Raw genomic sequence first — 22,724 nt, forward strand, 5'->3', positions numbered from 1 at the left:
TCATGCGTGTGGTGTCAGTGGTATCCACCAAAGGTGGAGTGGGAAAAACAACAGTGGCTGCCAATCTTGGCGGTCTGCTAGCGGATGCTGGCCTACGCGTCCTGCTGCTCGATCTGGATAGTCAACCCACTCTCTCGAGCTATTACGCTTTGAACCACGAGGCCCCCGCCGGTGCGTACGAACTCATTGCACTCAATCAAACAGATCCTGAGCAGATAATCTCCATGACCGAGGTCGTCGGTCTCGATCTGATCCTCTCGAACGATGACCAAGGCCGACTGAGTACCTTACTACTTCACGCCCCGGACGGGCGATTACGGCTGCACAATTTGCTCGACCATTTCCGTACCCGTTATGACCTGCTGTTGATCGACACCCAAGGCGCACGTAGCGTGCTACTGGAGATGGCCGTCCTGGCATCCGATCTCGCCCTTTCTCCCATCACACCGGAAATGCTCGCAGCGCGCGAGCTACGTCGTGGCACCTTGAAGTTGCTCAGCGAACTCGAACCGTTCCGCCACTTGGGCATTTCACCACCCCCCTTACGATTGCTACTGAACCAAGTGAACGCCCTTCGGATGGACACTCGAATGATCATCTGCGGTCTGCGGAAGACCTTCGCTGGGGCTACCAACATCTTCGTTCTAGACACCGTAGTTCCAGACCGAGTGGCGTATCTCAATGCCGCCTCTCTCGGTCTGCCCGTACACCGAATTGAGACGCGCCGGTCAGGTAAACGACGCTCAGCCTCGGCACTGGAAACTATGCAAGCGCTGGCCATCGAGTTATTTCCGGAGTGGAGCACAGCAATCTCTACAGTAAGCAGGTACGAGGAGGCTCAATAAAATGAGTCGCCAAGCCGGTATCTCTCGCCAAGTCATTTTAGTTTGATTGACCTTGAGGCCAACGGTGTTTGGCAAGGAGTCTCTTTATGCTGGATCACCTTCCCATCATCGTTCAACCACCTCATCGACTAAACCACCCACCTTGCGAGGGGTACTGCACCGTAGTTTCTCGCCTGCAGGGTGGGCGCTCGGCCATAGGATGGCTCCTCGCAGAGCTTTCTCACCATTTCGAAGGTTCGGGCACTGCCGAGATCGTCAAGTTCGAGGTCGACGACAATTTGTACAACCAGCGTTGACTGAGGTTGCTCAAATGAAAAAGCTTAATCAGGAGCAGATCACCGACAAACTGCATCAAGACCACTTCCCTCGGGGTCCAGAACTGGAGCGGCTTTCCGATCCACTCATCGACACGCCTATGCTGGTCACGCTGGAGCAGCTACGCCCCTACGAACACAACCCGCGCTTCATTCGTAATCCGCTGTACGACGATATCAAGGCGTCCATCCGTGAACGCGGATTGGATCAACCTCCGCCGATTACCCGCCGCCCGGGAGAAACCTATTTCATCATCCGCAACGGCGGTAATACGCGCTTGGCGATTCTCGGCGAGTTGTGGCAGGAAACCCGCGATGAACGCTTCTTCCGAATTCATTGCCTGTTCCGCCCCTGGAGCAATGAAATCACCGCCCTGCTCGGCCATCTGGCTGAAAGCGATCTGCACGGCCAACTCACCTTCATTGAGCGTGCGCTGGCGGTAGCCAAACTCAAAACCATGTTCGAACTAGATGGAGCGACACTCTCGCAACGAGAGCTGGCGCGCCGTCTTGCCGCTGGGGGCTACCCCATTTCACAGCCGCACATCAGCCGGATGCTCGACACCCTCGAACACCTCCTGCCCGCCATTCCACAAACCCTGTATGCCGGATTGGGTAAACCCAAAATTGAACGTTTGATCGGTCTGCGTAGCCAGGCTGAACGAACCTGGAATCGTTATCCAACCGACATCATTGCGTTCCCCGAGTTTTGGCTCGAAACCTTGAGCCAATTTGATGCCGATCCCGAGTCTTTCGATCTTGAGCAAATCCAGGATGAGCTGCTCGAACGTATGAGCCGCTTGCTCGGACAGTCCTACCGCATGTTGGCCTTGGAGCTGAGCGCCACACAACGGCCTGGCATTGTCATCACGCCTTCAGAGAACAGCCACCTACCGAGCGTTGATGAAGCCGCGGCAGGACCTCCCCCCTCCGAGTCCCGCCCCCCATCAGTTGAAACTAGAACCCGGACCGAAACAGCGCGAGACGAGCAGCTCACGCTGCCCGAAACGAATGTCGCATCAGCAGTCAGCCCTCCGTCACGTGTCCAAAAAATTCGCGAACAGATTGATCGCGACACTGCCACCGAACCAACACCGAACGTCGCAACCTGCACGATCGACGACATCTGGATCATCGCACCAATACTGGATACCCCCGAACAACTACGTTTAGCCATTGCCGGACTGGCTCGGGAAATGGCGGCCTATGCAGGACATCCCGAGAGCATCATCGATCAGAAGTATGGCTTGGGCTTCGTCCTGAATATCGAGCAACTTGATCTTGCAGCACCTCGTGCAACCGGCGTTCACCTATTGCTCCTGGCCCTGCTGCGTGCCCAAGACGACGTGAACTGGGAGGATCGCAAGCAATTGCCCTCAGCCTTGTTCGGGCAACTGCTATTGGGGGTCTATGAACTCCCGCTGACAGATCGTCCCGCCGTGGACGTAGGACTGGAGCGTCTGCCCGACGGTCTCTTAATCAAACTGTATCGCCTCATTCGCTTAGCTCGACGCTTGATCGACTTGACGCTTACCGCTGAAGGCGGCTCACCAAAGGAGGAGCTATGAACCTGTCCTTCAATGTGCTCAACCAGGCCATGCTGACTCAGGTCCTTCACGAGTTGCGCCTGGGTAACCTGCAACGCTGCAAAGCACTCGGGCTGGGTGAAGAGGACATTTACCTGTTGCAATCCTTACCGCCCACCACACTGTCACGCCTGGCCCATGCCACCGTCCCCTGGGTTGAGATCAAGATTGATTCGTCGGTGCTACATCGCTTGATCGACCAGGCCGAACGCGACGAACAGAACGAGCGCCTGATCAACCGAGCGCTCAAGCTCGGTGCCAGCAGTACTATCATGTATCAATGCTTTGGCTTGGCGCATTCGGAAACCGCCCTGCGCCGACGTCTGCTCAAGATAGAAACCCGTAAGGGCCGCCCTCAGAACTTGAGCGAAGCGCAGGAACATGCGCTCTGGCAGCGTTGGTGCCAGCTACGCGCTCAGGACGGTGCTGAGGATCAGCTCGACGCCATGATGATGTTGGCGGAGGAGCAACAGATCAGCTTGGCCATCGTTTGGCAGCAGATCGACCATTACAGCAACGGAACATGAATACCACCCCGTCCAGTCGCTGGCAGCGTGTTCTGCAGCAATGCACCCAACAGTTGAGTGAACACTGGCCCGCACGCCCGACCACGGAACCACCCTCCAACCAGGCCCTTCAGGCTGGCTTTCTTTTCAGCGGCCAATCACACGAAGTCGTGCCGCGTCGCCTGCTGCTGGATTGTCGGCTGACTCCGCTGGAACGTAATGCATGGCAAGTATTTCGACTCATGCTGCAGGGCCAGGGAGTGGTCACCCCGCGTTATGAAGATCTGCAACCTTACCTGTCGAGCGTTCCCTATGGTGTATCAGCCTCCCGCGAAACCATCGCTCGCGTCCTTACGATGCTTAGGTTGACGCGCTGGCTTAGCTTGGTGAGTCGTGGCCGCGATCAGCTCAGCGGGCGCCTACAAGGTTCTCTGTATGTCCTGCACGATGAACCGTTAACTCCCGCCGAAGCCATGGAGCTGGATCAGGATTATCTAGAGCTGGTCGGAAATGCCCTCGATCATGCGAGCAAAGCTGTACGTATTGTCGCGCAGCACATTGTGAAAGACATCCACCAAGACACGGATATCGACCTGGGTCGACTCCCCACCCGGCTCGACAGTTGGAGCGAACATTGGACACATCAAGGATTGGATCAAGGAACCGATGAAGCGCTACACGATTCCGAACTGGCAGGTGATCACCGCGTTCGGAATCGAGTGAAACCTAGTCCGGATTCCGAACGGGGTCTGAACGCCGCTGTTTCCGGCACCGTTCGGAATCCGAACACCGCCTGTACTGTATTAAAAGAAAGTATTTGTACTGTACCGCGCGCAACCCCAGCGGTGGATAACCTGCACTGGCCCGATCCTCTGCAGCTGAGCCCAAGCGAACGTCAGGCGGTCACCGTGGCGCTGGGCAAACTTAAACCAGCGGATCGACAGGCAGTGCTCAACGAAGCGGGCGCGCGATGTGCCGCCGGTGGTATCCGCAAACCAGCGGCCTATCTGATGAGCCTGATCCAGCGAGCGCTGAAAGGCGAGTTTCGTCCTTGGGCCGGTCAGGCTGAATCGCTACCTATTGCTGAACCGCCACCCGTCCCGTCACGCCCACTTAGAAAACGGGGCGAACCCGCCTCTGCCCTTGCCCAAGCATGCCTGAATGAGTTGCGCCAGCTGCGTGGCAAACGCCCTGGACGTCAGTAGATTTGATGCCACTGGCATCAGTGCCGAGCGTCTTAGAAATTAGCCGTCTCGAACCAAACCGAACAGACCGCATTCAGCTTTTTGGCTGTCCTTGACCTTTATCTGTCGCAACGTTCCCGTCCAAGCAGATGCGAGGACAACACCGTGGCCGATCACTATCAGCTTAACCTGGGCTCATTGCGCAGCAGCATCACCCTGACACTGCACACCCACCACGCCGCCCGTATCTGGCAAGGACGAACCGCACGTGAAGGCGTCCATTCGATCATGGGCATGGCCGGCTACATCAGTGTCACCAACCTGATGAAACAAACTGCGGCCCAGGACGACCCCTATGCCGATTGGGCCATCGTGCAACTCGAAGAAAAATTGACGCAGGCCAAAGCCGGGATGCTGGAACTGACCCAACAATTGGATCGGATCAGACAGGATCTGCCGACGCAGATCGACATGAGCGATAACCTCAATATCCACCCCGTCACCTTGCCCTTGTACATCGGCAGCCAACTGGGGTTCCTCGCCGTCTACCTGCTGACTGACTACGACACGCTGGTGCGCCACACCCTGCTTGCTCATCACACCGCCTTGATTGGTCGCAGAGACATGGAAGCCTGGATAGACGACGGTGCTCATCTGCTGCGCAGCCTGTTCGGCCAGGCGCAGCGTTATCGACTTGCAGGTGTCACACGCGATGACATGGCCGCAAACAATGCCCGCGCACTGGCAGCCATGGAAAAGTTTGGATTGCCCCCCATGGACATCCTTGAGGGACATGGCCGTTCCCAGTTCGCGCCACCGATCATTCGTCGTGGCGCTGTGCCAGTGGATGACGCTGATGCGTTGATGGAGGACGCGGTAGCCTCATCTGCGGCAGTGAATGGGCCGGAGGACGAAGCATGAGTCCCATGACACCCGTTCAACCATTGCCCCGCGAAGCATTGACACCGGATGCCTATCGACAACTCGAACACGCTGCCTCCCTAAAAGGCCTTTTAAAACCTTTTAAGGGTAAGGGGGAGCTGGAACACCTGGCACAGATGGCGAGGGAAATCGAGGCGCAGTTATGTCACCTGATGGAGGCCGTGGTGCAGCAAGCCGCACAACCTCCTTACTCACTGCTGAATATTCGATTGGTGCTGCAGAACACCAGTGCAGGCAGCACATTTTTGCGTTGGCGTACCCGTGACTTCACTCGTATGGGGGTTGCGGTCTGGGAACGCCAAGTCTCCAACAAAGCCTTGCTGCAAGCCATACGCGAGGGATTGTACCGTTTCGAATGCGAGCGCATTGCGCTGAACTTGCAGATGAGCGTGGTGCATTCGCTCTACCGCCAGGCATCGACCTGCGCGATCAAAATGGCCAGTGCCGAACGGCTGCTAAGCCAACTCACAACCGCAGTGGAGGTATCAGGATGAGTACTTTTTTTGTCGGCGAAGGCAACATTGGCAGTGCGCCAGAGTTCCAGGAATTTTCATCAGGCAATGACGAGCCACGGCGTTTGCTACGGCTGAATGTGTACTTTGACAACCCCGTGCCACGCGAGGGTAGCTATGAAGATCGAGGCGGCTATTGGGCGCCAGTTGAGCTCTGGCACCGCGAGGCTGAACACTGGAGTACGCTGTACCAGAAAGGTATGCGTGTGTTGGTCGAAGGCCGGACAGTGCGCGATGAGTGGGAGGACGCCGAAGATAACGCCCGGGTGACCTTCAAAATCGAAGCCCGTCGAGTCGGCATCCTGCCTCATCGCGTGCAGAACGTGGTCATGCGGGAACGATCCAGTGAACAGACGACGGCTGCAAAACAGGTCGAGCAAAGTGCAGAGCGGACCAACAATCAGAGTTCGTCAGCGACCTCAAAACCCAGAAAACGTAAAGAGTAATTGGTCAATAAATGATGTAACTAGGTATGTAATTGCGCCCCTGCGCGATACAACAGTACGAGGTACCATTGCCCCATCGACATCATGCAATGGATACGCACTGTGGGACTGCTTGCCTATAGGTTGGATGGGACACCCGTTGTCTCGGTATTCCTAACGGAGAATGGAAAACCGAAGCACTGAACAAATCCCGGGATCTCTTCATGCCCGAGACCAAAAGCCGAGCGGTGCTCAAGGTCTCACGGCTTGGGCATCGTTTCTTTTCCCACAAGCCAGGTGAGCGCAAACTCAGTCAAACAGGCGGCGAAAGCGATGATCATGTCATGCTTAAAATTAAAACGCTTTTTGCTGCCACAGCCGCGGGTTGGTCTGCACTTCCTGAGCAGTCAGGGGTAACAGCTTCCGGCAAATTCTATCGGGCTGACGTTCTTTGTACTCATCCGAATGGCAAGACCAAGGTGGCTGTCGAAATACAACGATCAACACAGCGTGATGTCGACTACGAGGAGCGTCAGAGAGTCTACGTGGAAGCAGGTATTCGCTGTATCTGGATCGACATTTCCAAGAAAGCGTATCGTCATCACATCAGCAAGCCAACCAAAGCACTTCCTCGATTTGAGTGCAAGCGTGAGTCTCCCGACAGTACTGGCACCTACCTCGTATCCATCGAAAAGCAAGACATCGACTTCCCTGAATTTATTCAAGGAGCACTCACGGGAAAACTCAGATTCATTGAGCACGAAGTGAATACCTCCCTTCACCACATCAGAGTCCATCGAAAGCGGTGCTGGAGCTGCAAAATTCACATCTGTTTACTAGACCCGGAATTTACTGAGGATCTAGTACGGCAGATGCCGAAAATCGTCTCCACGATCCATCGCAAGACCACGCACATTCAAGATATGTGCAGGATCAAGCTGATTCACTTCAAAAAAAGAGGAGTCAAAGAGCACGTCTCATGCTGCCCACACTGTGGTATTGCGCAATCCTATTCTGAACTGGACCACAGGTTTGAATTGGCTGATCACGTGGCGTTTCTCGCCATTGCCCGACCTACCGGTCTTTTACCCAGAAGGTTCTGGTCTTGGGAGACTCACCCGAAACTTGAAATGCTTCCGCTCCCAGGAGCCGCATTTCTTATCACAGGAGAGCCTGACGACGACTCCGCATTGCTTGAGATCCTGCGCGAAAACCTTAAAGGGTGCCATTGGTAAAATCTGTACTTATTGATGACTGCTGACCTGGCAGTTTTCCGGTTCTTGGCTTCCCGTCAAAATTAATATGGGTAACTTAGCAATCCGGTTTCCCATATCTCGCCATTACTGTTTCCAACAACGCTGCTCCGAACTCAATCCGGAGCAGTTCTATGCGCCTCTTTCTTTGCGAGAAACCTTCCCAAGGTCGTGACATCGCCAAGGTTCTCGGAGCCAACCGGCGCAGTGATGGCTGCCTGATCGGACCCGAAATAACCGTTACCTGGTGTGTCGGCCACCTGCTTGAGGCCGCCCCACCCGAAGCCTATGGCAAGCATCTCAAATCCTGGTCACTGGACCACCTCCCGATCATTCCCAAGCAATGGCAGGTCGAGGTCAAGCCCAAGACAGCGGCACAGTTCAACGTCATCAAACGTCTGCTCAGCGAAGCTCGCACCGTTGTCATCGCCACCGATGCCGATCGAGAAGGCGAAATGATTGCCCGCGAGCTACTGGAACTCTGCAATTACCGAGGCCCCGTTCAACGCCTCTGGTTGTCGGCACTCAATGAGGCGTCGATTCGCAAGGCATTGTCCTCGCTCAAGTCTGGTCAGGAGACTTTTCCACTCTACCACTCAGCCCTCGCCCGCAGCCGGGCTGACTGGCTGATCGGCATGAACCTCAGTCGTTTGTTCACCCTTCTCGGACGGCGAGCGGGCTACGAGGGCGTATTGTCCGTTGGACGCGTACAGACCCCCACATTGCGTCTGGTGGTCGATCGAGATCGTGCAATTGCCAGCTTCGTCTCGGAGCCCTACTGGGAAGTGGATGTGCACCTGTCCTCAATGGGACAACCATTCATCGCGTCGTGGTTACCACCCAGCTCAGGGAGTGACGAGGCCGGCCGTTGCCTAGAGCAGGCGCTTGCCAGTCAGACCGTCGAAGCGATCTTCAGCAGTAAAACCGCCACAGTACTCTCGCTGCAGACTGAGCATTTCCGCGAAGCGCCACCCCTACCCTTCGACCTGAGCACACTGCAAGAAGTCTGTTCACGCAAGCTGGGGCTTGGCGTTCAAGAAACCCTGAACATAGCCCAAGCCCTATATGAAACGCACAAAGCCACCAGCTATCCGCGCAGCGATTGCCGCTATTTACCAGAGAGTATGTTTAACGAGGTACCCACAGTTTTCGATGCCCTGCTCAAAACGGATCCCGCACTACGGCCTGCGCTCGGAAGCCTCGATCAATCATTGCACTCCCCCGTTTGGAACGATGCCAAGGTCACCGCGCACCACGCCATTATCCCCACCAGCGAGCCGGCGAACCTTGCGCGGATGTCCGAACAAGAACGCCAAGTCTACGAACTGATTCGCAGCCACTACCTTGTGCAGTTTCTTCTACATCATGAGTTTGATCGGACCCACGTAGAACTGGAGTGTGGTGAAGAGCGACTGACCGCCGTTGGCAAACAGATCCTGGTTCAGGGTTGGAAAGGTTTGCTCTACGAAAACACCGAGGAGGATGAGCCCAATCAAAAGGCCCAAGCTTTACCAGTCTTGCAACAGGGTACTCATTGCGCCGTGGACGACGTCGAACTCAAGTCCATGCGCACCGCCGCTCCCAAAGCGCTGACCGAGGGCGATCTGATCAAGGCCATGAAAAATGTGGCCAAGTTGGTCAACGATCCACGCCTGAAACAGAAACTTCGGGAAACCACCGGTATCGGTACCGAAGCCACACGCGCCGGCATCATCAAGGGATTGATTGATCGTGGTTATTTGCTAAAGAAAAAACGCGCCTTAATAGCCTCGGCGGCGGCCCATACCCTGATCGAGTCGGTACCCGTTGCAGTCACTGATCCGGGTATGACCGCGATCTGGGAGCAGGCTTTGGACGAAATCGAAGCGGGACGTCTGAGCCTGGATGCGTTCGTCGCCAAGCAAGTGAATTGGATAGCGCAGCTGGTCGCAAGCTGCGGCTCACTTACTTTAGCCATGACTATCGAAGCCGGTCCGGTCTGCCCCATTTGCGATGCCTCAATGCTCAGGCGTAAGGGAAAATCAGGGCCGTTCTGGTCATGCTCGCACTATCCGGACTGTAAGGGCACTGTGCCCATCAGAAAAGATACGCGTCGCCCGTGACGCGCCATTGGAGATCAATATGAGTGTTGGGGCGATATAAGGGTCAGTGCATCATTAACGGCGGCTGATCCCTCTCCAACTCACTTAGTGGTTGTCCAATTTCACGGGCCAAGGCGAGGCCTGTCGCAATCCATATCTGCCCCAGTTCGTTGAACGCTTCCAGGTGAGCAGGATCTTCGTTGAGCCAATGGACAAGGCTGTCGAAATGCTCGGGATTCTCAGGGCAATCATGAATCTTGATGAACAGCTCCAGTGTTCGCTCCCAGATCCGATCCATAACATCCTTGCTCTCCTCTTCCATGCTCAACCAATCCTCAGCTTGTCCTTATCAGACCGTTCATTCTCAATGGCCATCTTGGAGTCTGACCCTGGAGGAACAGAACCCTCGTCGCATTACACAGCTATTTCAGCCAATATAGCAACCTTATAAGTCGATACACAACCTTTAAGGATGTTCATGTCAACGGGTCTTTGCTCAACCATTCGGGTTGAACTGGAGAACTCATCACTTGGCACATAAACATCCGACCCAAGCCCAAATCGGGCGCATGATCGCTAAGCACCGAACCCAGCGTAATCTAACCCAGGAAGAGGTGGCTGAACGCCTGGGGATTGGCAGTGAAGCCATCTCGCGCCTGGAGCGAGGCGTGGTGGAGCTCTCCGTGGTCAAGCTGATGCAGTTAGCAGATATTTTCGACTGCCGGATGGATGAACTGCTGACGGAGTCGAGCAATCGCCCCAATGACCAAGGCCAGATGATCGCGGGTTTGCTGCGTGGACTGACAGAAAGCGACCGTGCCTTTATCCTGGCTACTGTCGAACAACTGGCTGCTCATCTCGCCAACAAATGAGCTTATGCGCTGGTATTCGATATCCGGGCCTTTGAGGGGAGGCTCTCTGCCTTGACGTCATCTCCCCCTCTCTGCTGTAGTGCCTCAGGATCATCGCCAACGGCGACCCAAGACCGATTCGCTCCGGGTAGCTCGGTCGAACTCCTTGAGTTCGGAGCCTTCTCTTCTGCGGAATTTTTCATTCCCGTTTTGTGCTCGGCCTGATCGTGGTGGCGGATGACCACTGTTGCCTCCAAGGCAACAGTGGTCATCCGCTTCGGCGATCATATTCAGTCCCGGAGCCCGCCGGGGAATCACTGGGCACCCTTTGTGCGCGGATGCGTGCCAGCGTGTTCCGACCCAGGCCACGACAAGGGTCGGTTGGCGGGTCATGGCGCAGGTAAATCAAGTTTTGCGAGGAGCTTGTCGACTGCGTCAGACCGCCTAAGGTGGCTTTTCTATTCCTCGCCTGGCCCCCAGCCAGGCCCACTCTTCACTTTCTTCAGTCCAGTAATTTCCACTGTATTCCGGCCATAAAAAACCGGCTTGCGGCGTCTTGACGCTCCCCTATGACAGGCTTATACAAAGGGTGTGGTTCGCTGTCGTTGACAGCCCAGCCCAGGTAGCTTGAACCTTCAAGGCTACGCCACGCTTGTGGTGGTTTACCCAAGTGCGATCAGCGTTCGGAGGCTCGCACGATTGCCGCTTCAGCGGTGATGAATGCCCACTATCCCCAGATCCGCAGACCACTACTGCGGATCCTCTTCTGCTGCATCGCTATTCCCCAGGCGCATCGTTCTGATTGTCATCGGCTTGCCGGTGTCGAGTCGTTCATCGCTCACCTTCACCTTACCCAACCTGACGGGGACTCACTTCCCCGTCAGGGAACTGTGCGTCGCCGTTTTTCCTTGAAAGGAGAACCACACCATGGCCCACGCCAACCAATCCCAAGAAGCAACCACTTACTTCAATCTGCACACCGTCGGTATCGGCTACCTCAACCGTGTTCGTGAAGTACAAATCCGCCGCGGGCAGCCATTCATGGCGTGCGATATCGCAGCGCTGCATGGTGCCACCGATGCGGTGGAGTACACCCGCTTCGACTGCAAAGTCGCTGGGGGCGAAGCTGAACGCTTGATTCGTCTCTATATGGACGCCGTCAAAGCCGAGAAAAAGGTCTTGCTGTCGTTCCGTATCGGCGATCTGTGGATCGACCCATTTCTCTATGAGAAAGGCAATAAACAAGGCCAACCGGGCGCCAGCCTGAAAGGTCGTCTGCTGTACATCGACTGGATCAAGGTCAACGGCACGTTCGAGTACAAAGCGCCCGCCAGGCAGGAGGCAACAACACCTGCTGAGCAAGCGCCAAACGGTGAGCCATCCCCAACGTCGGCTGATGCCGAAGCTGAGGATACCGAAAACCCAACAGAGTCCAGGACTGAACCTGAATCTCCACCCACTCCCCGCACGGCCCGCCGTGTCGCCACACGTACTGTTCAGTCCGCCTGAACAATTCACGATGTTTTACATCAAGGCGCTCAATCGAGCGCCTTTTCTTCAGTCAGCACAGGAGAACCAACATGGAATCCTTCTGGCTTTGCGACGACTGCCTGTTCGCTGCGGCTTACGAGGACTACAGCACGTTATCGCTCTACTACACGACGGATGAGATCGAGAAACGCATCGCCGGCCTCCATCGCGGACTGGTTCGATTAATGCCCATCAGTGCCGACTTCGATTCCGAAACAGGCCGGGGAATAAGACCCCTCTCCCCGTTGCCCTGCGATGCTTGTGATTCACACCTGCACGGACAACGCCACCGATTCACTCGGCTGTAAACAGCGCGTCATCGGGTAATGCCCGTGACTCTATATCCACCTCGGGGACTCCACTCCCTCGGGTGTGTACCCCCGGACTGTTCCCTTCGGAGGTACCCATGAGCACCCAACTCACCCTGATGGAAACCTCGGATGTCGAGGCTAATCGTATCGCCCAGGAAAATCAGCTGATCGACGAAGCGCTGAACATTCTGGATCGTCGGCTGTTCACCCGCGGCCCCAATCTGACGTCACCTGACGCCGTGGCCTCATACCTAAAACTGCATATCGCGCCACAAGAGCATGAAGTTTTCGGTGTGATTTTTCTCGATGCCCGCCATCGCGTTCTGGCATTTGAGATCCTCTTTCAGGGAAGCATCAATGGCGCCAGCGTTTACCCCCGCCAAGTCGTCAAGCGCTCCCTCACACATAACGCAGCAGCTGCCATTTTTGTGCATAACCACCCTTCGGGATGTACGGAACCCAGCCAGGCAGATCGCGTCTTGACCGCACGGTTGAAAGAGGCGTTGGCCTTGATCGAGGTTCACGTACTGGATCACTTCATCGTGGGTGAAGGTCGCCCACTTTCTTTTGCCGAATACGGTTGGCTTTAACCCTTACAGGCGCCTTCGGGCGCCTTGTTCATTTTCATCCCGGAGAATACTCATGAACTGCACCACCCAAGCCCCAGCCATGCTGGGAGCCTCGAACCCATTCGTTCGCGCCTATAACAATCTATTTATCGAACGGCTGCTGCTGATCACCTACGCGAACGCCTGCCCTCCCTGCTTTCGCTCCATACACGACTCACAAGCTCATCTACCCGATGATGCGCTGGAACCGTTCCCCTGCTTGTTCAACGATGATTTCGCCTTGATCAGCGAAGGACAATTCATTCCAGGTGAGTTGGATGAGTGCTGTCCGTCCACCGGGCTGGTGCGCCAAGTGGTTTATTCCGTAATTGGCGAGATGCTCGGCGAGCGACATCACGTCGGCGACTTGTATTCCCTTGAGGAAGCCCAAGCCATGATCCATCGCTTCAACTTCGAAACGGGGCACTACAGTCGAGCCTGGGAGATCAGTTCCGTACACCTCACTGAAGAGGCATTGCGCTACTTGGAACACCGGGCTAGCAGCTTCAACGCTGGGCCAACCGGTCTGTTGTTTGAACCCTTCGCCCTGAGAGACTGCAATGGCCTCGGGTGTAAGCTGATCGGCACGCCCTGGACCGACGAAAATCTGATGAGGATTGAAGGCGGCCCTTACACATCGCTGAGGCAGGAGCAGCTCGACGCTGGCACACCGGAGGCCCTGGTCAACCTGCTGTATCTGGCTGCATTGGCCGATGTGCGATTGTTGATCTTCGACCCCGACGCCGCCGTCTTGGATGGGCTCGCGTTTTTTGAATAGCAACGCATTCAGCGTTAACACGAGCCGCCTTGAATCAACTTTCTCACTGAATCGCTCCTTCACCTCATGTCAGGTTCTGCATTGAATCTGACATGAGGTTTTTTCAATGGAGCGTTTTTTCACGCCTGTCTGCCTGCTGGGCTTGTTGAGTGCCTGCAGCGCGCAAATCTCCACCCTATTGCCGACTAATCCAGAGACTGACGGCTGCTCTAACCGGCCCCAGTTATCGCGGAGCCGGGCCGACGAAAGCCATCCGTCAGAGCTCCGCTATGGCCGCTATACGCTGGTCAGCACCGAGCCCACCACGGAGCAACGTGATCTTCTCGCTCAAATCATTGACGTGAGCATCCCGTCCAACCTGAATCCCTCGGTACAGGAGGCGATGCACTACGTGCTGCAGCGCTCGGGGTATTCGCTCTGCCCTGCTGCCGAACCAGTAAATATACTGTTTACCCGGCCTCTGCCCGCTGCCCATTACCGGCTCGGGCCGATTTCTTTGCGCAGCGCGCTACAAGTACTGGCTGGCCCCGCCTGGCAACTCACGATCGATGAGGTTGGCCGTTCGGTCTGCTTCGAACGGCAAAAAAATGATGCTGCCGTCGTGCGGGTCGCACCCAGCGCGCCCCATCAGCCGGAGGCACGCCCATGAAATCCACGACGTTCCAAACCCTCATTGTCGGCTCACTTTGCCTGGCGGTCTCCGGGCTCACTGGTGGTTTGTACAACCAGTCTCAACGCGTGACCGAGCTGGAAAATGCGAACGTTCAACGCTTCCAGACACTGGATACCCTGCAACGTGACTCCAACACGCTCATGGACGCACAGGAAAAGCTGCAATACGCACTGAAAGACCTGAAGCAAATGGTCGATACCGGTGAGCAACAGGCCAATACCCTCGATCCGATGTTGGATCAATGGGCGCAAGAGATACAGGAGCTACGCGACGGTCTGGCAGACCGCGCCACCGAAGCCGACATGATCGCGCTGCGCGTGCGACTTGAGCACGTCGAGCAGCAACTCCTGGACATCAAGACCCAGCCACCACTCCCACCACCACCAACGCCCTCCTCGGCTAAGCCGAATAAAGCCGCTCGCGCCAAGCCTGCCCCGCTCTCACCGCCATTCTCAATACTGGGTGTTGAATCTCGCGGTGGCGAGCGCTTTCTAGCGGTAGCTCCTCCTGATAGTCGTTCGCTCAAGGATATCCAGTTGCTGCACAACGGCGAGCAGCTCGGCACATGGCAGTTGAAGGCGCTAGAGCCGAACGCGGCCATCTTCGCTGTGGCCACTCAGCCAGACCAGACCGTGTACCTCCCTTGAGAGGCGATCATGAACCGAACGCCACTGTCCCCCGTCGTCTGTCTCGTTTCACTGCTTAGCATGGGCGCTGCGATGAGCAACCCTGTCACGGCACCGTCACAGGACCGGGACACACAGTCCATTCCCTTGGGACGCTCGCACTCTGAACAAGCTGCAAGCTGGGGTCTCACGGAGCAGGAGTGGACACGCTTCGAAAGGATTCAAGCCGGTCCGCGCGGTTTCTGGAGTCCGAACCTCGATCCGCTGACTGCGCTCGGCGTCGAGGCAGAGACCGACCAAGAACGCCAGCGCTATGCCGATTTACAAGTAGCGATGGAAGCCAAACGCGCCGAGCGCGAGTTGGCTTACCAAAACGCATACACCGTTGCCTGGGCCAAGCTGTTTCCCGGGCTGCTGCCGATCCAGGGCATGGCGTCCCCGCCCCCTGCCAGCTCATCGGTCGCGCCGCGCCCTGCTTTGTTTGTGGAGGACCACTGCCCGGCGTGTACCGCCGAAGCGCAACGCCTGCAAAGCAGCGACACGGAGTTCGATATCTACCTTGTGGGCAGCCAAGGCGAGGATGAACGCGTCCGTAGCTGGGCTCGGCAAGCAGACATCGATCCGTCCAAGGTTCAACGCCGGCAGATCACCCTGAACCATGACCGTGGCCGCTGGTTTAGCCTGGGTGCCCCGGGACCACTGCCTGCCACATTTCAACAGGTGAATGGACAATGGCTACGCATAGAGTGAGTACTATTGCGCTCCTGCTGACAGTGCTCGCCGTCCAGGCTGACGAACTTCCGCCTCCGGCCTATCAACTGGCGGCGCATGACGCCGACATCCCGTCTACGGTGCTGTTCGCGATTGCGCTGCAGGAGAGTGGTATCCGCGTCCGTGGCCGACTACTGCCCTGGCCGTGGACCTTGAACATCGCCGGAACACCCTACCGCTTCGCCACTCACCAGGCCGCCTGTCACGCCTTGCTCCAGGCGCTTGCCCAACATGACGCCAAGCGGGTCGATGCCGGACTGGGGCAAACCAACCTGGGCTACCACGGACAGCTTTTTTCCAGCCCCTGTGAAGCCCTCGACCCCGACCGAAATCTCGCCGTCACCGCCGCGCTGCTACAGAGGCATCACGCCGCCACCGGTGATTGGGTGTCAGCGGCCGGACGCTATCACCGCCCGGCAGGAGGAACGCCGGCCGCGCGTTACCGCGCCGGCTTTACCCGCCAACTCGGCAGGCTTTCCTTCAAACAGGGCACACCACCATGAAGCGACTTCCCAGTGGGTATTACTTTGCCGTGCTCTTGGCTGCGCTCGCCCAGCCGGGACTGTCGTTTGCAGAAGTTCAGCCTGGCGGTTTCACCCGCCCCCAGTTTGAAGCTTCCAGGCCGCCAATAAACAACAAGACTCAGCCTGCTCGGGCCATACATGCAGACCAATCTGCATTTGCCGATGAGACCTGGATACTGCCCGTGCGCAGCTCTCACTTGAGCCCAGGCCAGATCACAACTCGCACCCTGGACATGCCGGGCTTGCAGCCATTTTTCCTTGTCGGGGAAGATCCCCAATCGTTGGTTTGGCTGCATCAGCGTGCGACTGAACTGCAAGAAATGGGTGCGGCCGGCCTCGCCGTCGAAGTGACCGATACTGAAGCCCTGGCCCGAATTCGAGCAGCCGCGCCGGGCATCACCATCCTGCCGGTCAACGGCAACGACATCGCCACCCGCCTGCAGATAGAGCACTACCCGGTCTTGATCACCGCCACCTCACTGGAACAGTGAGTTTAGGTCATGGCCGAGCATGCGATGGAGTCCAAGCTCCGCCCCGCAGTGGAGCTATACACCGTAGCGATCTGCATCGCCGCCGCGGTGTTGTGCGTGTACTCGCCCTGGGCCGTGGCCCTGTCACCCGAGATCGGTCTGGTTGCAGCGCTGGCCTATGCCCTGCTCGGTTTGATCCGCCTCCGACAAGCCTGGGAAGTGTTGCGCTATCGGCGCAATATCCGCCGGCTGCCTCGCTACGAGCTGACCAGCCGGCAGATTCCGGTGAGCCGCAAACGTCTGTTCATGGGCCGCGGCTTTCGCTGGACCCGCCTGCACACCCAGCGCTTGGTTGAGGCCCAGGATCCTGCCGTCGCTCACTACGTCGACCAACCGACCCGTTACCGCCTGGCACGTGGACTCGAACGTCGCCTAGAACATGCACCGTTTCCGCTCTCGACACTGGCCCGTGTCACGGCCTGGGACAGCGCCTTTAATCCGTTGCGCCCTTTACCCCCAGTCGGTGGCTCACCGCTGTTGCATGGGGTTGAGCCCGACGAAACGGAAGTCAGTCTGCCGCTGGGTGAACGAGTCGGACATACCCTCGTGCTGGGCACGACCCGTGTTGGCAAGACGCGACTCGCCGAGGTGTATATCACCCAGGACATACACCGCGTCGAACACGAGGTAGTGATTGTCTTCGATCCGAAGGGCGATGCCGACCTGCTCAAGCGCATGTACGTCGAAGCCAAACGCGCCGGTCGAGAAAATGAGTTCTATGTTTTCCATCTAGGCTGGCCAGAAATCTCCGCGCGCTACAACGCCGTGGGACGTTTCGGGCGCATCTCGGAAGTGGCGTCGCGCATCGCTGGGCAGCTCAGCGGCGAAGGAAACTCCGCAGCTTTCCGTGAGTTTGCCTGGCGCTTCGTCAACATCATTGCCCGGGCTTTGATCGAGTTGGGCCGACGCCCAGACTACCTGCAGATCCAGCGCCATGTGGTCAATATCGACGCGCTGTTCATCGAGTACGCCCAGCAGTTTTTCGCCAAGACCGACCCTAAGGCGTGGGAGGTGATCGTCCAGCTCGAAGGCAAACTCACCGAGAAAAACATTCCCCGGCATATGATCGGACGCGAAAAGCGCGTGGTGGCCATCGAACAATACCTGGCGGCGAAACGGGTGTTCGATCCGGTGCTGGATGGACTGCGGTCAGCAGTGCGTTACGACCGCACTTACTTTGACAAAATCGTGGCTTCGCTACTGCCGCTGCTGGAGAAACTTACCACCGGCAAGACCGCCCAACTACTGGCTCCCAACTACACCGATTTAGATGATCCGCGGCCAATCTTCGATTGGATGCAGATCATCCGTAAACGCGGCATCGTCTACATCGGTCTGGATGCACTGACCGATGCCGAGGTGGCTGCCGCCGTCGGCAACTCCATGTTCGCCGACTTGGTCTCGGTCGCGGGCCACATCTACAAACATGGCATTGACCATGGCCTGCCCGCATCGAGCAGCAGCAGTGACAAGCTGCCGATCAACCTGCATGCCGATGAGTTCAACGAGTTGATGGGCGACGAATTCATCCCGCTGATCAACAAGGGCGGTGGCGCTGGCATCCAGGTGACGGCTTACACCCAGACCCTCAGTGATATCGAAGCGCGCATTGGTGATCGCGCCAAGGCCGGCCAGGTTATTGGTAACTTCAATACGTTGCAGATGCTCCGCGTACGCGAGACTGCCACCGCGGAGCTGCTCACACAGCAGTTGCCCAAGGTCAACGTGCTGACCAAGACCCTGGTGTCGGGTGCCACCGACACCTCCGATCCTGAAGCCAACACGGACTTCACCTCGTCCTCACAGGACCGTGTCAGCAGCACCAGTGTGCCGCTGATCGAGCCCGCACATATCGTCAGTCTGCCCAAAGGGCAAATGTTCTCCTTCCAGGCCGGTGGGCAGCTCTGGAAAGTGCGCATGCCATTGCCAAAACCCTCTAACGACGATGCCATGCCCAAGGACCTGCAGGAGCTCACCCAGCGAATGCGGGCCACCTACAACGAGCAGGCAGGGCAATGGTGGAGCGCAAGCGGTGGCGGCCCAACAACCAACTTCGATCTGGATCAGGTGGGGTAGCCCGCCCCTGGCACAGGTTTCGATCCAGCAGAAAACTGTCCAGAAGGCGTCGTGACGACATCAACACTGCAGCGCGCAATGGAGTGAACGATGGCGAGTTCCGTCCGGCACACGCCGCCACAACCGGTACAGCGCCCGGGGTTGATCATCTCGGCGATCAGCCTGATCCTGCGCATAATCGGATTGCTGATCGCCTCGTTGCTGTTCTCGATCTTCATAGAGTTCGCCGGCCTGCTGCTGTTCTGGGGCGATCAGGGTTGGCGACACAGCCAGGCCATGTTGAATAGCGAATTGGGATGGCTCAGCGAGCACTTCAAAGCTTCACTCATCATCCAACAGCCTGGACAGACGATTGTCCAGTGGCTGGATTTTCTCAATCAGTGGCTGCTGGTCAAGACTGGCTTTGCGGATTTTGCCCGGCAGGCGCAGGTGTCGAGCCAAGGCAACGGCTCTTGGGGCTGGACCAATCAGCTCTACGTGAGCATTGAGGACTTCGTGCTGGCGGCGGTATATGTGACCTTTACCTTCGTGGTGCGCCTGACCATTCTGGTCCTGTCCACACCACTATTTTTGTTGGCCACGCTCACCGGTTTTGTCGATGGCTTGATGCGCCGCGACCTGCGCAAGTTTGGAGCCGGGCGTGAAAGCAGTTTTGTCTATCACCGCGCTAAACGAGCAGTGATACCCCTGCTGCTCGTGCCCTGGGTCATGTATCTGTCCCTGCCCTTTTCGCTCAATCCTATGGCCGTCTTTTTGCCTTGTGCAATGATGCTCGGAATAACCACAGCTATCACCGCGGCGACCTTCAAAAAACACCTATAGCGCCAGCGCCACTTTAAAAGTGGCGCGTTCCAGTCGTGACTCTCTCCTGTTACGGAGTTACTCTGAGCGTAGCCAAAGGACCATCTTTTAGTTCATTACGCACTTTGTACGTAACAGAATTCAACTCATCCCAGTCTCGCTGAATTTCGATTTCAGTTCCTGAAAAACGCGAAAGAGAAGAGCGCCTCAACGCATCCAATAAAGGCGCTTGTACATCACGCACAATCTGCTCCCAATACTTATCGCCCTCACCATCGTCACTAAACTCTGGAGCATGTCCATTTTTTGTCATCGAAAACACACCACCAGACATAAAACTTGCAACTCTAACACTTGGATAATGATAATTCTCAGACTCCCGCGAAACAGCCTTAAAAATAACGCCCAAAACAAATGCCGCACGAATTAATCGCTCAACCAACTCGCTGGAGCTAGACGGCCTTCTAATTGCACTAGGCAAGCCCATAACCAAAGAGCCGAAAATAGATCCCGCATTAAAGTCTGCATCAAATTCAAGCGCGCGCACTTCTTTGGAGTTTCTAGGACGATAATCACAATGCCCAAAAACCATGTGCGCCACTTCATGGAAATATAATAGCAGGCACACATCCAGAGCCAAATTGGTAGCAGCCCCGCCAATTTCAGAAACGGAAGTCACACCTGGGAAAAGACTTTCTACAGAGCAACTCGAACCACCGTATTGTTTTCCAAGATGACTTGACTCACTGTCAACCTGTAGAGATATTAATTCTATCGCCACGGACAGAACAGTCGCTGGTACCCCTAAAGATATTCGGATTTCATAATTCTTGGGGACATACGCACATTTACCGACTTCCGCGTAAAAATTATCTTGACTCAGAAACCTACAAACCAATGACCAGCCAACGGGGTCTAGCCGATGAATTGCGAGCTGCTCATTCAGATACGACAATTCCTTCTCAAAATCAATACATATCTGTTTAACGAGCTCAAGCCTAGCGCCGGTCAAATTATGGGCATAGAAAACCTCGGTTATGCGTTCGGAAGAAGGCACCGCTTTTAAAAAAAGGTCTTCTTTATACTTTTTGCCACCATCCCTCATAAATCCAGACTTTAGACTCATTTTTTCTACCCCCTTAGAGTATGAGTTAAACCTATGCACAGTATGAGACAACCTCATACCAAGGACACCCTCACGGCTATGCTTTCCCGTTCGCACTACTGCCGCACAGTGGCATCAAACATAATAACGAACAACTTAAATATCTCAGCAGCCGTATTTACATATAAAAACCCCACCAAAACCACCGTTATCTCGAACCAAGCAAACAACGCAAAACAGTCCGCTTTAAAGACCTTGTAAACTAGCAATTTTTTCAGCTGCTGACGTGGCAAGTGATAAATTAGATCCCAAAATCCTAGGTCCTTAAAAACCCTAACCATTGCGAAGATTCCGCAAACGGCAAATATCAATACCAGCGCCAGAGGCGAAATATTATTAATGACTACAGCTTGAGAAGCACCAACCATTGGAATAAAAACATTCACAATTGAAATTAGCCCCACCTGTATAAAGTAAGCCATTCCAAGAACCACCAAACACCAAGTTCCTAGCGATATAAAAAATCGAACTATATGCTTTCGCAATCGAGAGCTAAATCGTCTATAACTGCGTTGACTTTCTATCAAGAGCATTGGCAGCAATGCCGCGACAGCAGCCAATATCCAGTCCACATAATTTAAGCCGGTTTTTGTTACGATTAACGCCCCAGCAAAGGTAATAGCACGATTAAAAAGCTTCCATTTAAAACGATGATCCTCATCAAGAGCGCCCCAATACTCTTCGGTGACACCGGCTATTCGATTCACTACCGCCCTCCCTATTCGGTTAAACCGCACCGACCAAAAAAATTCAGAAACACAATATCACCAAACCCAGAAAAACTGATTGGTAGCATTCCATATTTCCGACTGAATCCGGGCTTGTTTGGCGAGACTCTTTAGATACGTATTACTAGAGCCAATATCATGCCAACGACACCGATCCGCTGTTCGCTGCTGTTTGTGCTAGCCACTATCCATTTAAACAGTGATGCCGCACCGGCTGATGAAGAGGCACAACTCAGTCTAGTCCGGCAGCAGCTCGACGTTATCGAACGTCTAACCGCTCAAGCCGAGAGATCCAGCAACGCTCAACCGAATGAGCGCTACCGCTTCGACTACCCCCAACTGATCCAAGACATCCAGCGCATCCGCCAAGGGGTGCAGGACTATCTGTCCCCCTCTCGCGCTCAACCCCGCGATCCCGCTGAATTGATCGGCGATTACCGCCTCGACACTCCGTCCGCGGAGTCCTCGCCATGAGCATGACTGACGCTCAGATCGCAGCGTTCCAAAACGCCTCCGGCTTCGCACCGCAGAGCAGTTCGACGCTGTGGCTGTCCCTGGTTCTCGTCCTAACTTTGCTTTGGTGCGCCTGGGTGATGTGGACGGCCTACCGAGGTTGGGCGGTCGGCAGCGTGCGCTTCGGTGCCTTCGGTGGCAGCGCCGCGCGTGCGTTGCTCGCATTGTTGGTTCTAATGTTCTTCACCCTTTCCTAGTCCAGGAGATCGCCGTCATGCTCAAGTGCCTTGCCTCCCTGAAAAACAACATGCGTGATCGTGCGAGCCAGCGCTTGATCGGTCTGCTGCTGGTGCTCGGTCCAAGCCTGGCTTTTGCCGAGCTCCCCACCATGGAGGCTCCTTCACGCGGTGAGGGTTCCGGGTTGATCGAGACGATCAAAAACTACGCCTACGACGGCGGCATACTGCTCGGTCTACTGATCGCCCTGCTCGCGTTTCTCGGCGTGGCTTGGCATTCCCTGACCGTGTATGCCGACGTGCAGAACCAGCGCAAGACTTGGAAAGACCTCGGCGCCGTAGTCGGCATCGGAGCCCTGCTGGTGGTGATCATCATCTGGTTCCTGACCAAGGCTGCCGCAATTCTGTGAGGTCG

At 55.9% G+C, this 22,724-nt stretch carries 27 protein-coding genes; 24 read left to right on the top strand and 3 right to left on the bottom strand.

Annotated features, from left to right (window positions below):
- The first annotated feature begins 2 nt into the window (after positions 1–2).
- From KI237_RS18395 to KI237_RS18435, 9 genes are all read left to right on the top strand, one after another.
- Entirely contained in the window at positions 3–845 is an 843-nt protein-coding gene (locus KI237_RS18395) for a ParA family protein (RefSeq protein ID WP_048392858.1), read from the top strand.
- Positions 846–1,155: 310 nt separating this feature from the next.
- Positions 1,156–2,727, top strand: a complete 1,572-nt coding sequence (locus KI237_RS18400; RefSeq protein WP_212796456.1) for a ParB family protein — start codon at positions 1,156–1,158, stop codon at positions 2,725–2,727.
- Complete coding sequence (locus tag KI237_RS18405) at positions 2,724–3,272, top strand: DUF2857 domain-containing protein (protein ID WP_048392851.1); 549 nt, start codon at positions 2,724–2,726, stop codon at positions 3,270–3,272. Before KI237_RS18400 ends, KI237_RS18405 begins: the two co-directional genes overlap by 4 nt.
- Positions 3,269–4,456, top strand: coding sequence for an STY4528 family pathogenicity island replication protein (locus KI237_RS18410; protein ID WP_212796457.1), 1,188 nt, complete (start codon positions 3,269–3,271; stop codon positions 4,454–4,456). Before KI237_RS18405 ends, KI237_RS18410 begins: the two co-directional genes overlap by 4 nt.
- Before the next feature lie 144 nt (positions 4,457–4,600).
- Positions 4,601–5,356, top strand: a complete 756-nt coding sequence (locus tag KI237_RS18415) for a PFL_4669 family integrating conjugative element protein (RefSeq protein ID WP_212796458.1) — start codon at positions 4,601–4,603, stop codon at positions 5,354–5,356.
- Positions 5,353–5,871: a DUF3158 family protein gene (locus KI237_RS18420; RefSeq protein ID WP_212796459.1), complete on the top strand. Its 519-nt coding sequence runs from the start codon at positions 5,353–5,355 to the stop codon at positions 5,869–5,871. Before KI237_RS18415 ends, KI237_RS18420 begins: the two co-directional genes overlap by 4 nt.
- Entirely contained in the window at positions 5,868–6,335 is a 468-nt protein-coding gene (locus KI237_RS18425) for a single-stranded DNA-binding protein (protein ID WP_212796460.1), read from the top strand. The genes KI237_RS18420 and KI237_RS18425 overlap by 4 nt, the downstream gene beginning before the upstream one ends.
- Before the next feature lie 203 nt (positions 6,336–6,538).
- A complete protein-coding gene (locus KI237_RS18430) occupies positions 6,539–7,549 on the top strand; it encodes a competence protein CoiA family protein (RefSeq protein ID WP_212796461.1) in 1,011 nt (336 codons plus the stop codon).
- 152 nt (positions 7,550–7,701) lie between these two features.
- A complete protein-coding gene (locus KI237_RS18435) occupies positions 7,702–9,669 on the top strand; it encodes a DNA topoisomerase III (RefSeq protein WP_212796462.1) in 1,968 nt (655 codons plus the stop codon).
- A gap of 43 nt (positions 9,670–9,712) precedes the next feature.
- Here KI237_RS18435 and KI237_RS18440 read toward each other — a convergent pair whose 3' ends face one another.
- Positions 9,713–9,970, bottom strand: coding sequence for a hypothetical protein (locus KI237_RS18440; protein ID WP_060738055.1), 258 nt, complete (start codon positions 9,968–9,970; stop codon positions 9,713–9,715).
- Positions 9,971–10,178: 208 nt separating this feature from the next.
- On the opposite strand from KI237_RS18440, the gene KI237_RS18445 reads away from it, so the two are divergent.
- The 12 genes from KI237_RS18445 to KI237_RS18500 all read left to right on the top strand — a co-directional run bounded on the left by KI237_RS18445 (position 10,179) and on the right by KI237_RS18500 (position 19,748).
- Entirely contained in the window at positions 10,179–10,520 is a 342-nt protein-coding gene (locus tag KI237_RS18445) for a helix-turn-helix domain-containing protein (protein ID WP_212796463.1), read from the top strand.
- Between the two features lie 906 nt (positions 10,521–11,426).
- The gene (locus tag KI237_RS18450; RefSeq protein ID WP_212796464.1) at positions 11,427–12,008 is read left to right on the top strand and encodes an STY4534 family ICE replication protein; all 582 of its coding nucleotides are present in this window, start codon (positions 11,427–11,429) and stop codon (positions 12,006–12,008) included.
- A gap of 71 nt (positions 12,009–12,079) precedes the next feature.
- A complete protein-coding gene (locus tag KI237_RS18455; protein WP_212796465.1) occupies positions 12,080–12,337 on the top strand; it encodes a hypothetical protein in 258 nt (85 codons plus the stop codon).
- A gap of 98 nt (positions 12,338–12,435) precedes the next feature.
- Positions 12,436–12,930: a RadC family protein gene (radC, locus tag KI237_RS18460; RefSeq protein WP_212796466.1), complete on the top strand. Its 495-nt coding sequence runs from the start codon at positions 12,436–12,438 to the stop codon at positions 12,928–12,930.
- A gap of 52 nt (positions 12,931–12,982) precedes the next feature.
- A complete protein-coding gene (locus KI237_RS18465) occupies positions 12,983–13,726 on the top strand; it encodes a DUF5983 family protein (RefSeq protein WP_212796467.1) in 744 nt (247 codons plus the stop codon).
- Positions 13,727–13,832: 106 nt separating this feature from the next.
- The gene (gene pilL2 / locus KI237_RS18470; protein ID WP_212796468.1) at positions 13,833–14,375 is read left to right on the top strand and encodes a PFGI-1 class ICE element type IV pilus protein PilL2; all 543 of its coding nucleotides are present in this window, start codon (positions 13,833–13,835) and stop codon (positions 14,373–14,375) included.
- A complete protein-coding gene (locus tag KI237_RS18475) occupies positions 14,372–15,046 on the top strand; it encodes a chemotaxis protein (RefSeq protein ID WP_212796469.1) in 675 nt (224 codons plus the stop codon). The genes pilL2 and KI237_RS18475 overlap by 4 nt, the downstream gene beginning before the upstream one ends.
- Before the next feature lie 9 nt (positions 15,047–15,055).
- Positions 15,056–15,775, top strand: coding sequence for a TIGR03759 family integrating conjugative element protein (locus KI237_RS18480; RefSeq protein ID WP_212796470.1), 720 nt, complete (start codon positions 15,056–15,058; stop codon positions 15,773–15,775).
- Entirely contained in the window at positions 15,757–16,299 is a 543-nt protein-coding gene (locus tag KI237_RS18485; RefSeq protein WP_212796471.1) for a lysozyme family protein, read from the top strand. Before KI237_RS18480 ends, KI237_RS18485 begins: the two co-directional genes overlap by 19 nt.
- Positions 16,296–16,811 carry an integrating conjugative element protein gene (locus tag KI237_RS18490; protein WP_212796472.1) on the top strand — a complete coding sequence of 172 codons (516 nt, stop codon included), beginning with the start codon at positions 16,296–16,298 and terminating at the stop codon, positions 16,809–16,811. Before KI237_RS18485 ends, KI237_RS18490 begins: the two co-directional genes overlap by 4 nt.
- A gap of 9 nt (positions 16,812–16,820) precedes the next feature.
- Positions 16,821–18,926, top strand: coding sequence for a type IV conjugative transfer system coupling protein TraD (traD, locus tag KI237_RS18495; protein WP_212796473.1), 2,106 nt, complete (start codon positions 16,821–16,823; stop codon positions 18,924–18,926).
- 90 nt (positions 18,927–19,016) lie between these two features.
- Positions 19,017–19,748: a TIGR03747 family integrating conjugative element membrane protein gene (locus tag KI237_RS18500; protein WP_212796474.1), complete on the top strand. Its 732-nt coding sequence runs from the start codon at positions 19,017–19,019 to the stop codon at positions 19,746–19,748.
- 49 nt (positions 19,749–19,797) lie between these two features.
- On the opposite strand, the gene KI237_RS18505 is transcribed toward KI237_RS18500, so the two are convergent.
- Positions 19,798–20,853 carry a hypothetical protein gene (locus KI237_RS18505; protein WP_212796475.1) on the bottom strand — a complete coding sequence of 352 codons (1,056 nt, stop codon included), beginning with the start codon at positions 20,851–20,853 and terminating at the stop codon, positions 19,798–19,800.
- Between the two features lie 95 nt (positions 20,854–20,948).
- Positions 20,949–21,599: a hypothetical protein gene (locus KI237_RS18510; RefSeq protein WP_212796476.1), complete on the bottom strand. Its 651-nt coding sequence runs from the start codon at positions 21,597–21,599 to the stop codon at positions 20,949–20,951.
- 159 nt (positions 21,600–21,758) lie between these two features.
- Between KI237_RS18510 and KI237_RS18515 the strand changes: the two genes are divergently transcribed.
- The 3 genes from KI237_RS18515 to KI237_RS18525 are packed head-to-tail and all read left to right on the top strand — an operon-like array spanning position 21,759 to position 22,719.
- On the top strand, positions 21,759–22,094 hold the full coding sequence (locus KI237_RS18515; RefSeq protein ID WP_212796477.1) for an integrative conjugative element protein, RAQPRD family: 336 nt from the start codon (positions 21,759–21,761) through the stop codon (positions 22,092–22,094).
- Positions 22,091–22,330, top strand: coding sequence for a TIGR03758 family integrating conjugative element protein (locus KI237_RS18520; RefSeq protein WP_212796478.1), 240 nt, complete (start codon positions 22,091–22,093; stop codon positions 22,328–22,330). The genes KI237_RS18515 and KI237_RS18520 overlap by 4 nt, the downstream gene beginning before the upstream one ends.
- 17 nt (positions 22,331–22,347) lie before the next feature.
- Complete coding sequence (locus tag KI237_RS18525) at positions 22,348–22,719, top strand: TIGR03745 family integrating conjugative element membrane protein (RefSeq protein ID WP_212796479.1); 372 nt, start codon at positions 22,348–22,350, stop codon at positions 22,717–22,719.
- The last annotated feature ends 5 nt before the right edge of the window (positions 22,720–22,724 follow it).

The sequence above is a fragment of the Pseudomonas sp. St316 genome, assembly GCF_018325905.1.
GTDB lineage: Bacteria > Pseudomonadota > Gammaproteobacteria > Pseudomonadales > Pseudomonadaceae > Aquipseudomonas.

Bases quoted from the DNA above. Each gene is read 5' to 3' on its own strand.
- KI237_RS18430 (WP_212796461.1), top strand. From the start codon at position 6,539: ATGCCCGAGACCAAAAGCCGAGCGGTGCTCAAGGTCTCACGGCTTGGG.
- KI237_RS18420 (WP_212796459.1), top strand. From the start codon at position 5,353: ATGAGTCCCATGACACCCGTTCAACCATTGCCCCGCGAAGCATTGACA.
- KI237_RS18455 (WP_212796465.1), top strand. From the start codon at position 12,080: ATGGAATCCTTCTGGCTTTGCGACGACTGCCTGTTCGCTGCGGCTTAC.
- KI237_RS18525 (WP_212796479.1), top strand. From the start codon at position 22,348: ATGCTCAAGTGCCTTGCCTCCCTGAAAAACAACATGCGTGATCGTGCG.
- KI237_RS18505 (WP_212796475.1), bottom strand. From the start codon at position 20,853: ATGAGTCTAAAGTCTGGATTTATGAGGGATGGTGGCAAAAAGTATAAA.
- KI237_RS18465 (WP_212796467.1), top strand. From the start codon at position 12,983: ATGAACTGCACCACCCAAGCCCCAGCCATGCTGGGAGCCTCGAACCCA.
- KI237_RS18515 (WP_212796477.1), top strand. From the start codon at position 21,759: ATGCCAACGACACCGATCCGCTGTTCGCTGCTGTTTGTGCTAGCCACT.
- KI237_RS18475 (WP_212796469.1), top strand. From the start codon at position 14,372: ATGAAATCCACGACGTTCCAAACCCTCATTGTCGGCTCACTTTGCCTG.
- KI237_RS18485 (WP_212796471.1), top strand. From the start codon at position 15,757: ATGGCTACGCATAGAGTGAGTACTATTGCGCTCCTGCTGACAGTGCTC.
- KI237_RS18500 (WP_212796474.1), top strand. From the start codon at position 19,017: ATGGCGAGTTCCGTCCGGCACACGCCGCCACAACCGGTACAGCGCCCG.
- KI237_RS18450 (WP_212796464.1), top strand. From the start codon at position 11,427: ATGGCCCACGCCAACCAATCCCAAGAAGCAACCACTTACTTCAATCTG.
- KI237_RS18440 (WP_060738055.1), bottom strand. From the start codon at position 9,970: ATGGAAGAGGAGAGCAAGGATGTTATGGATCGGATCTGGGAGCGAACA.
- KI237_RS18425 (WP_212796460.1), top strand. From the start codon at position 5,868: ATGAGTACTTTTTTTGTCGGCGAAGGCAACATTGGCAGTGCGCCAGAG.
- traD (WP_212796473.1), top strand. From the start codon at position 16,821: ATGGCCGAGCATGCGATGGAGTCCAAGCTCCGCCCCGCAGTGGAGCTA.
- pilL2 (WP_212796468.1), top strand. From the start codon at position 13,833: ATGGAGCGTTTTTTCACGCCTGTCTGCCTGCTGGGCTTGTTGAGTGCC.
- KI237_RS18490 (WP_212796472.1), top strand. From the start codon at position 16,296: ATGAAGCGACTTCCCAGTGGGTATTACTTTGCCGTGCTCTTGGCTGCG.
- KI237_RS18520 (WP_212796478.1), top strand. From the start codon at position 22,091: ATGAGCATGACTGACGCTCAGATCGCAGCGTTCCAAAACGCCTCCGGC.
- KI237_RS18410 (WP_212796457.1), top strand. From the start codon at position 3,269: ATGAATACCACCCCGTCCAGTCGCTGGCAGCGTGTTCTGCAGCAATGC.
- radC (WP_212796466.1), top strand. From the start codon at position 12,436: ATGAGCACCCAACTCACCCTGATGGAAACCTCGGATGTCGAGGCTAAT.
- KI237_RS18435 (WP_212796462.1), top strand. From the start codon at position 7,702: ATGCGCCTCTTTCTTTGCGAGAAACCTTCCCAAGGTCGTGACATCGCC.
- KI237_RS18480 (WP_212796470.1), top strand. From the start codon at position 15,056: ATGAACCGAACGCCACTGTCCCCCGTCGTCTGTCTCGTTTCACTGCTT.
- KI237_RS18395 (WP_048392858.1), top strand. From the start codon at position 3: ATGCGTGTGGTGTCAGTGGTATCCACCAAAGGTGGAGTGGGAAAAACA.
- KI237_RS18405 (WP_048392851.1), top strand. From the start codon at position 2,724: ATGAACCTGTCCTTCAATGTGCTCAACCAGGCCATGCTGACTCAGGTC.
- KI237_RS18400 (WP_212796456.1), top strand. From the start codon at position 1,156: ATGAAAAAGCTTAATCAGGAGCAGATCACCGACAAACTGCATCAAGAC.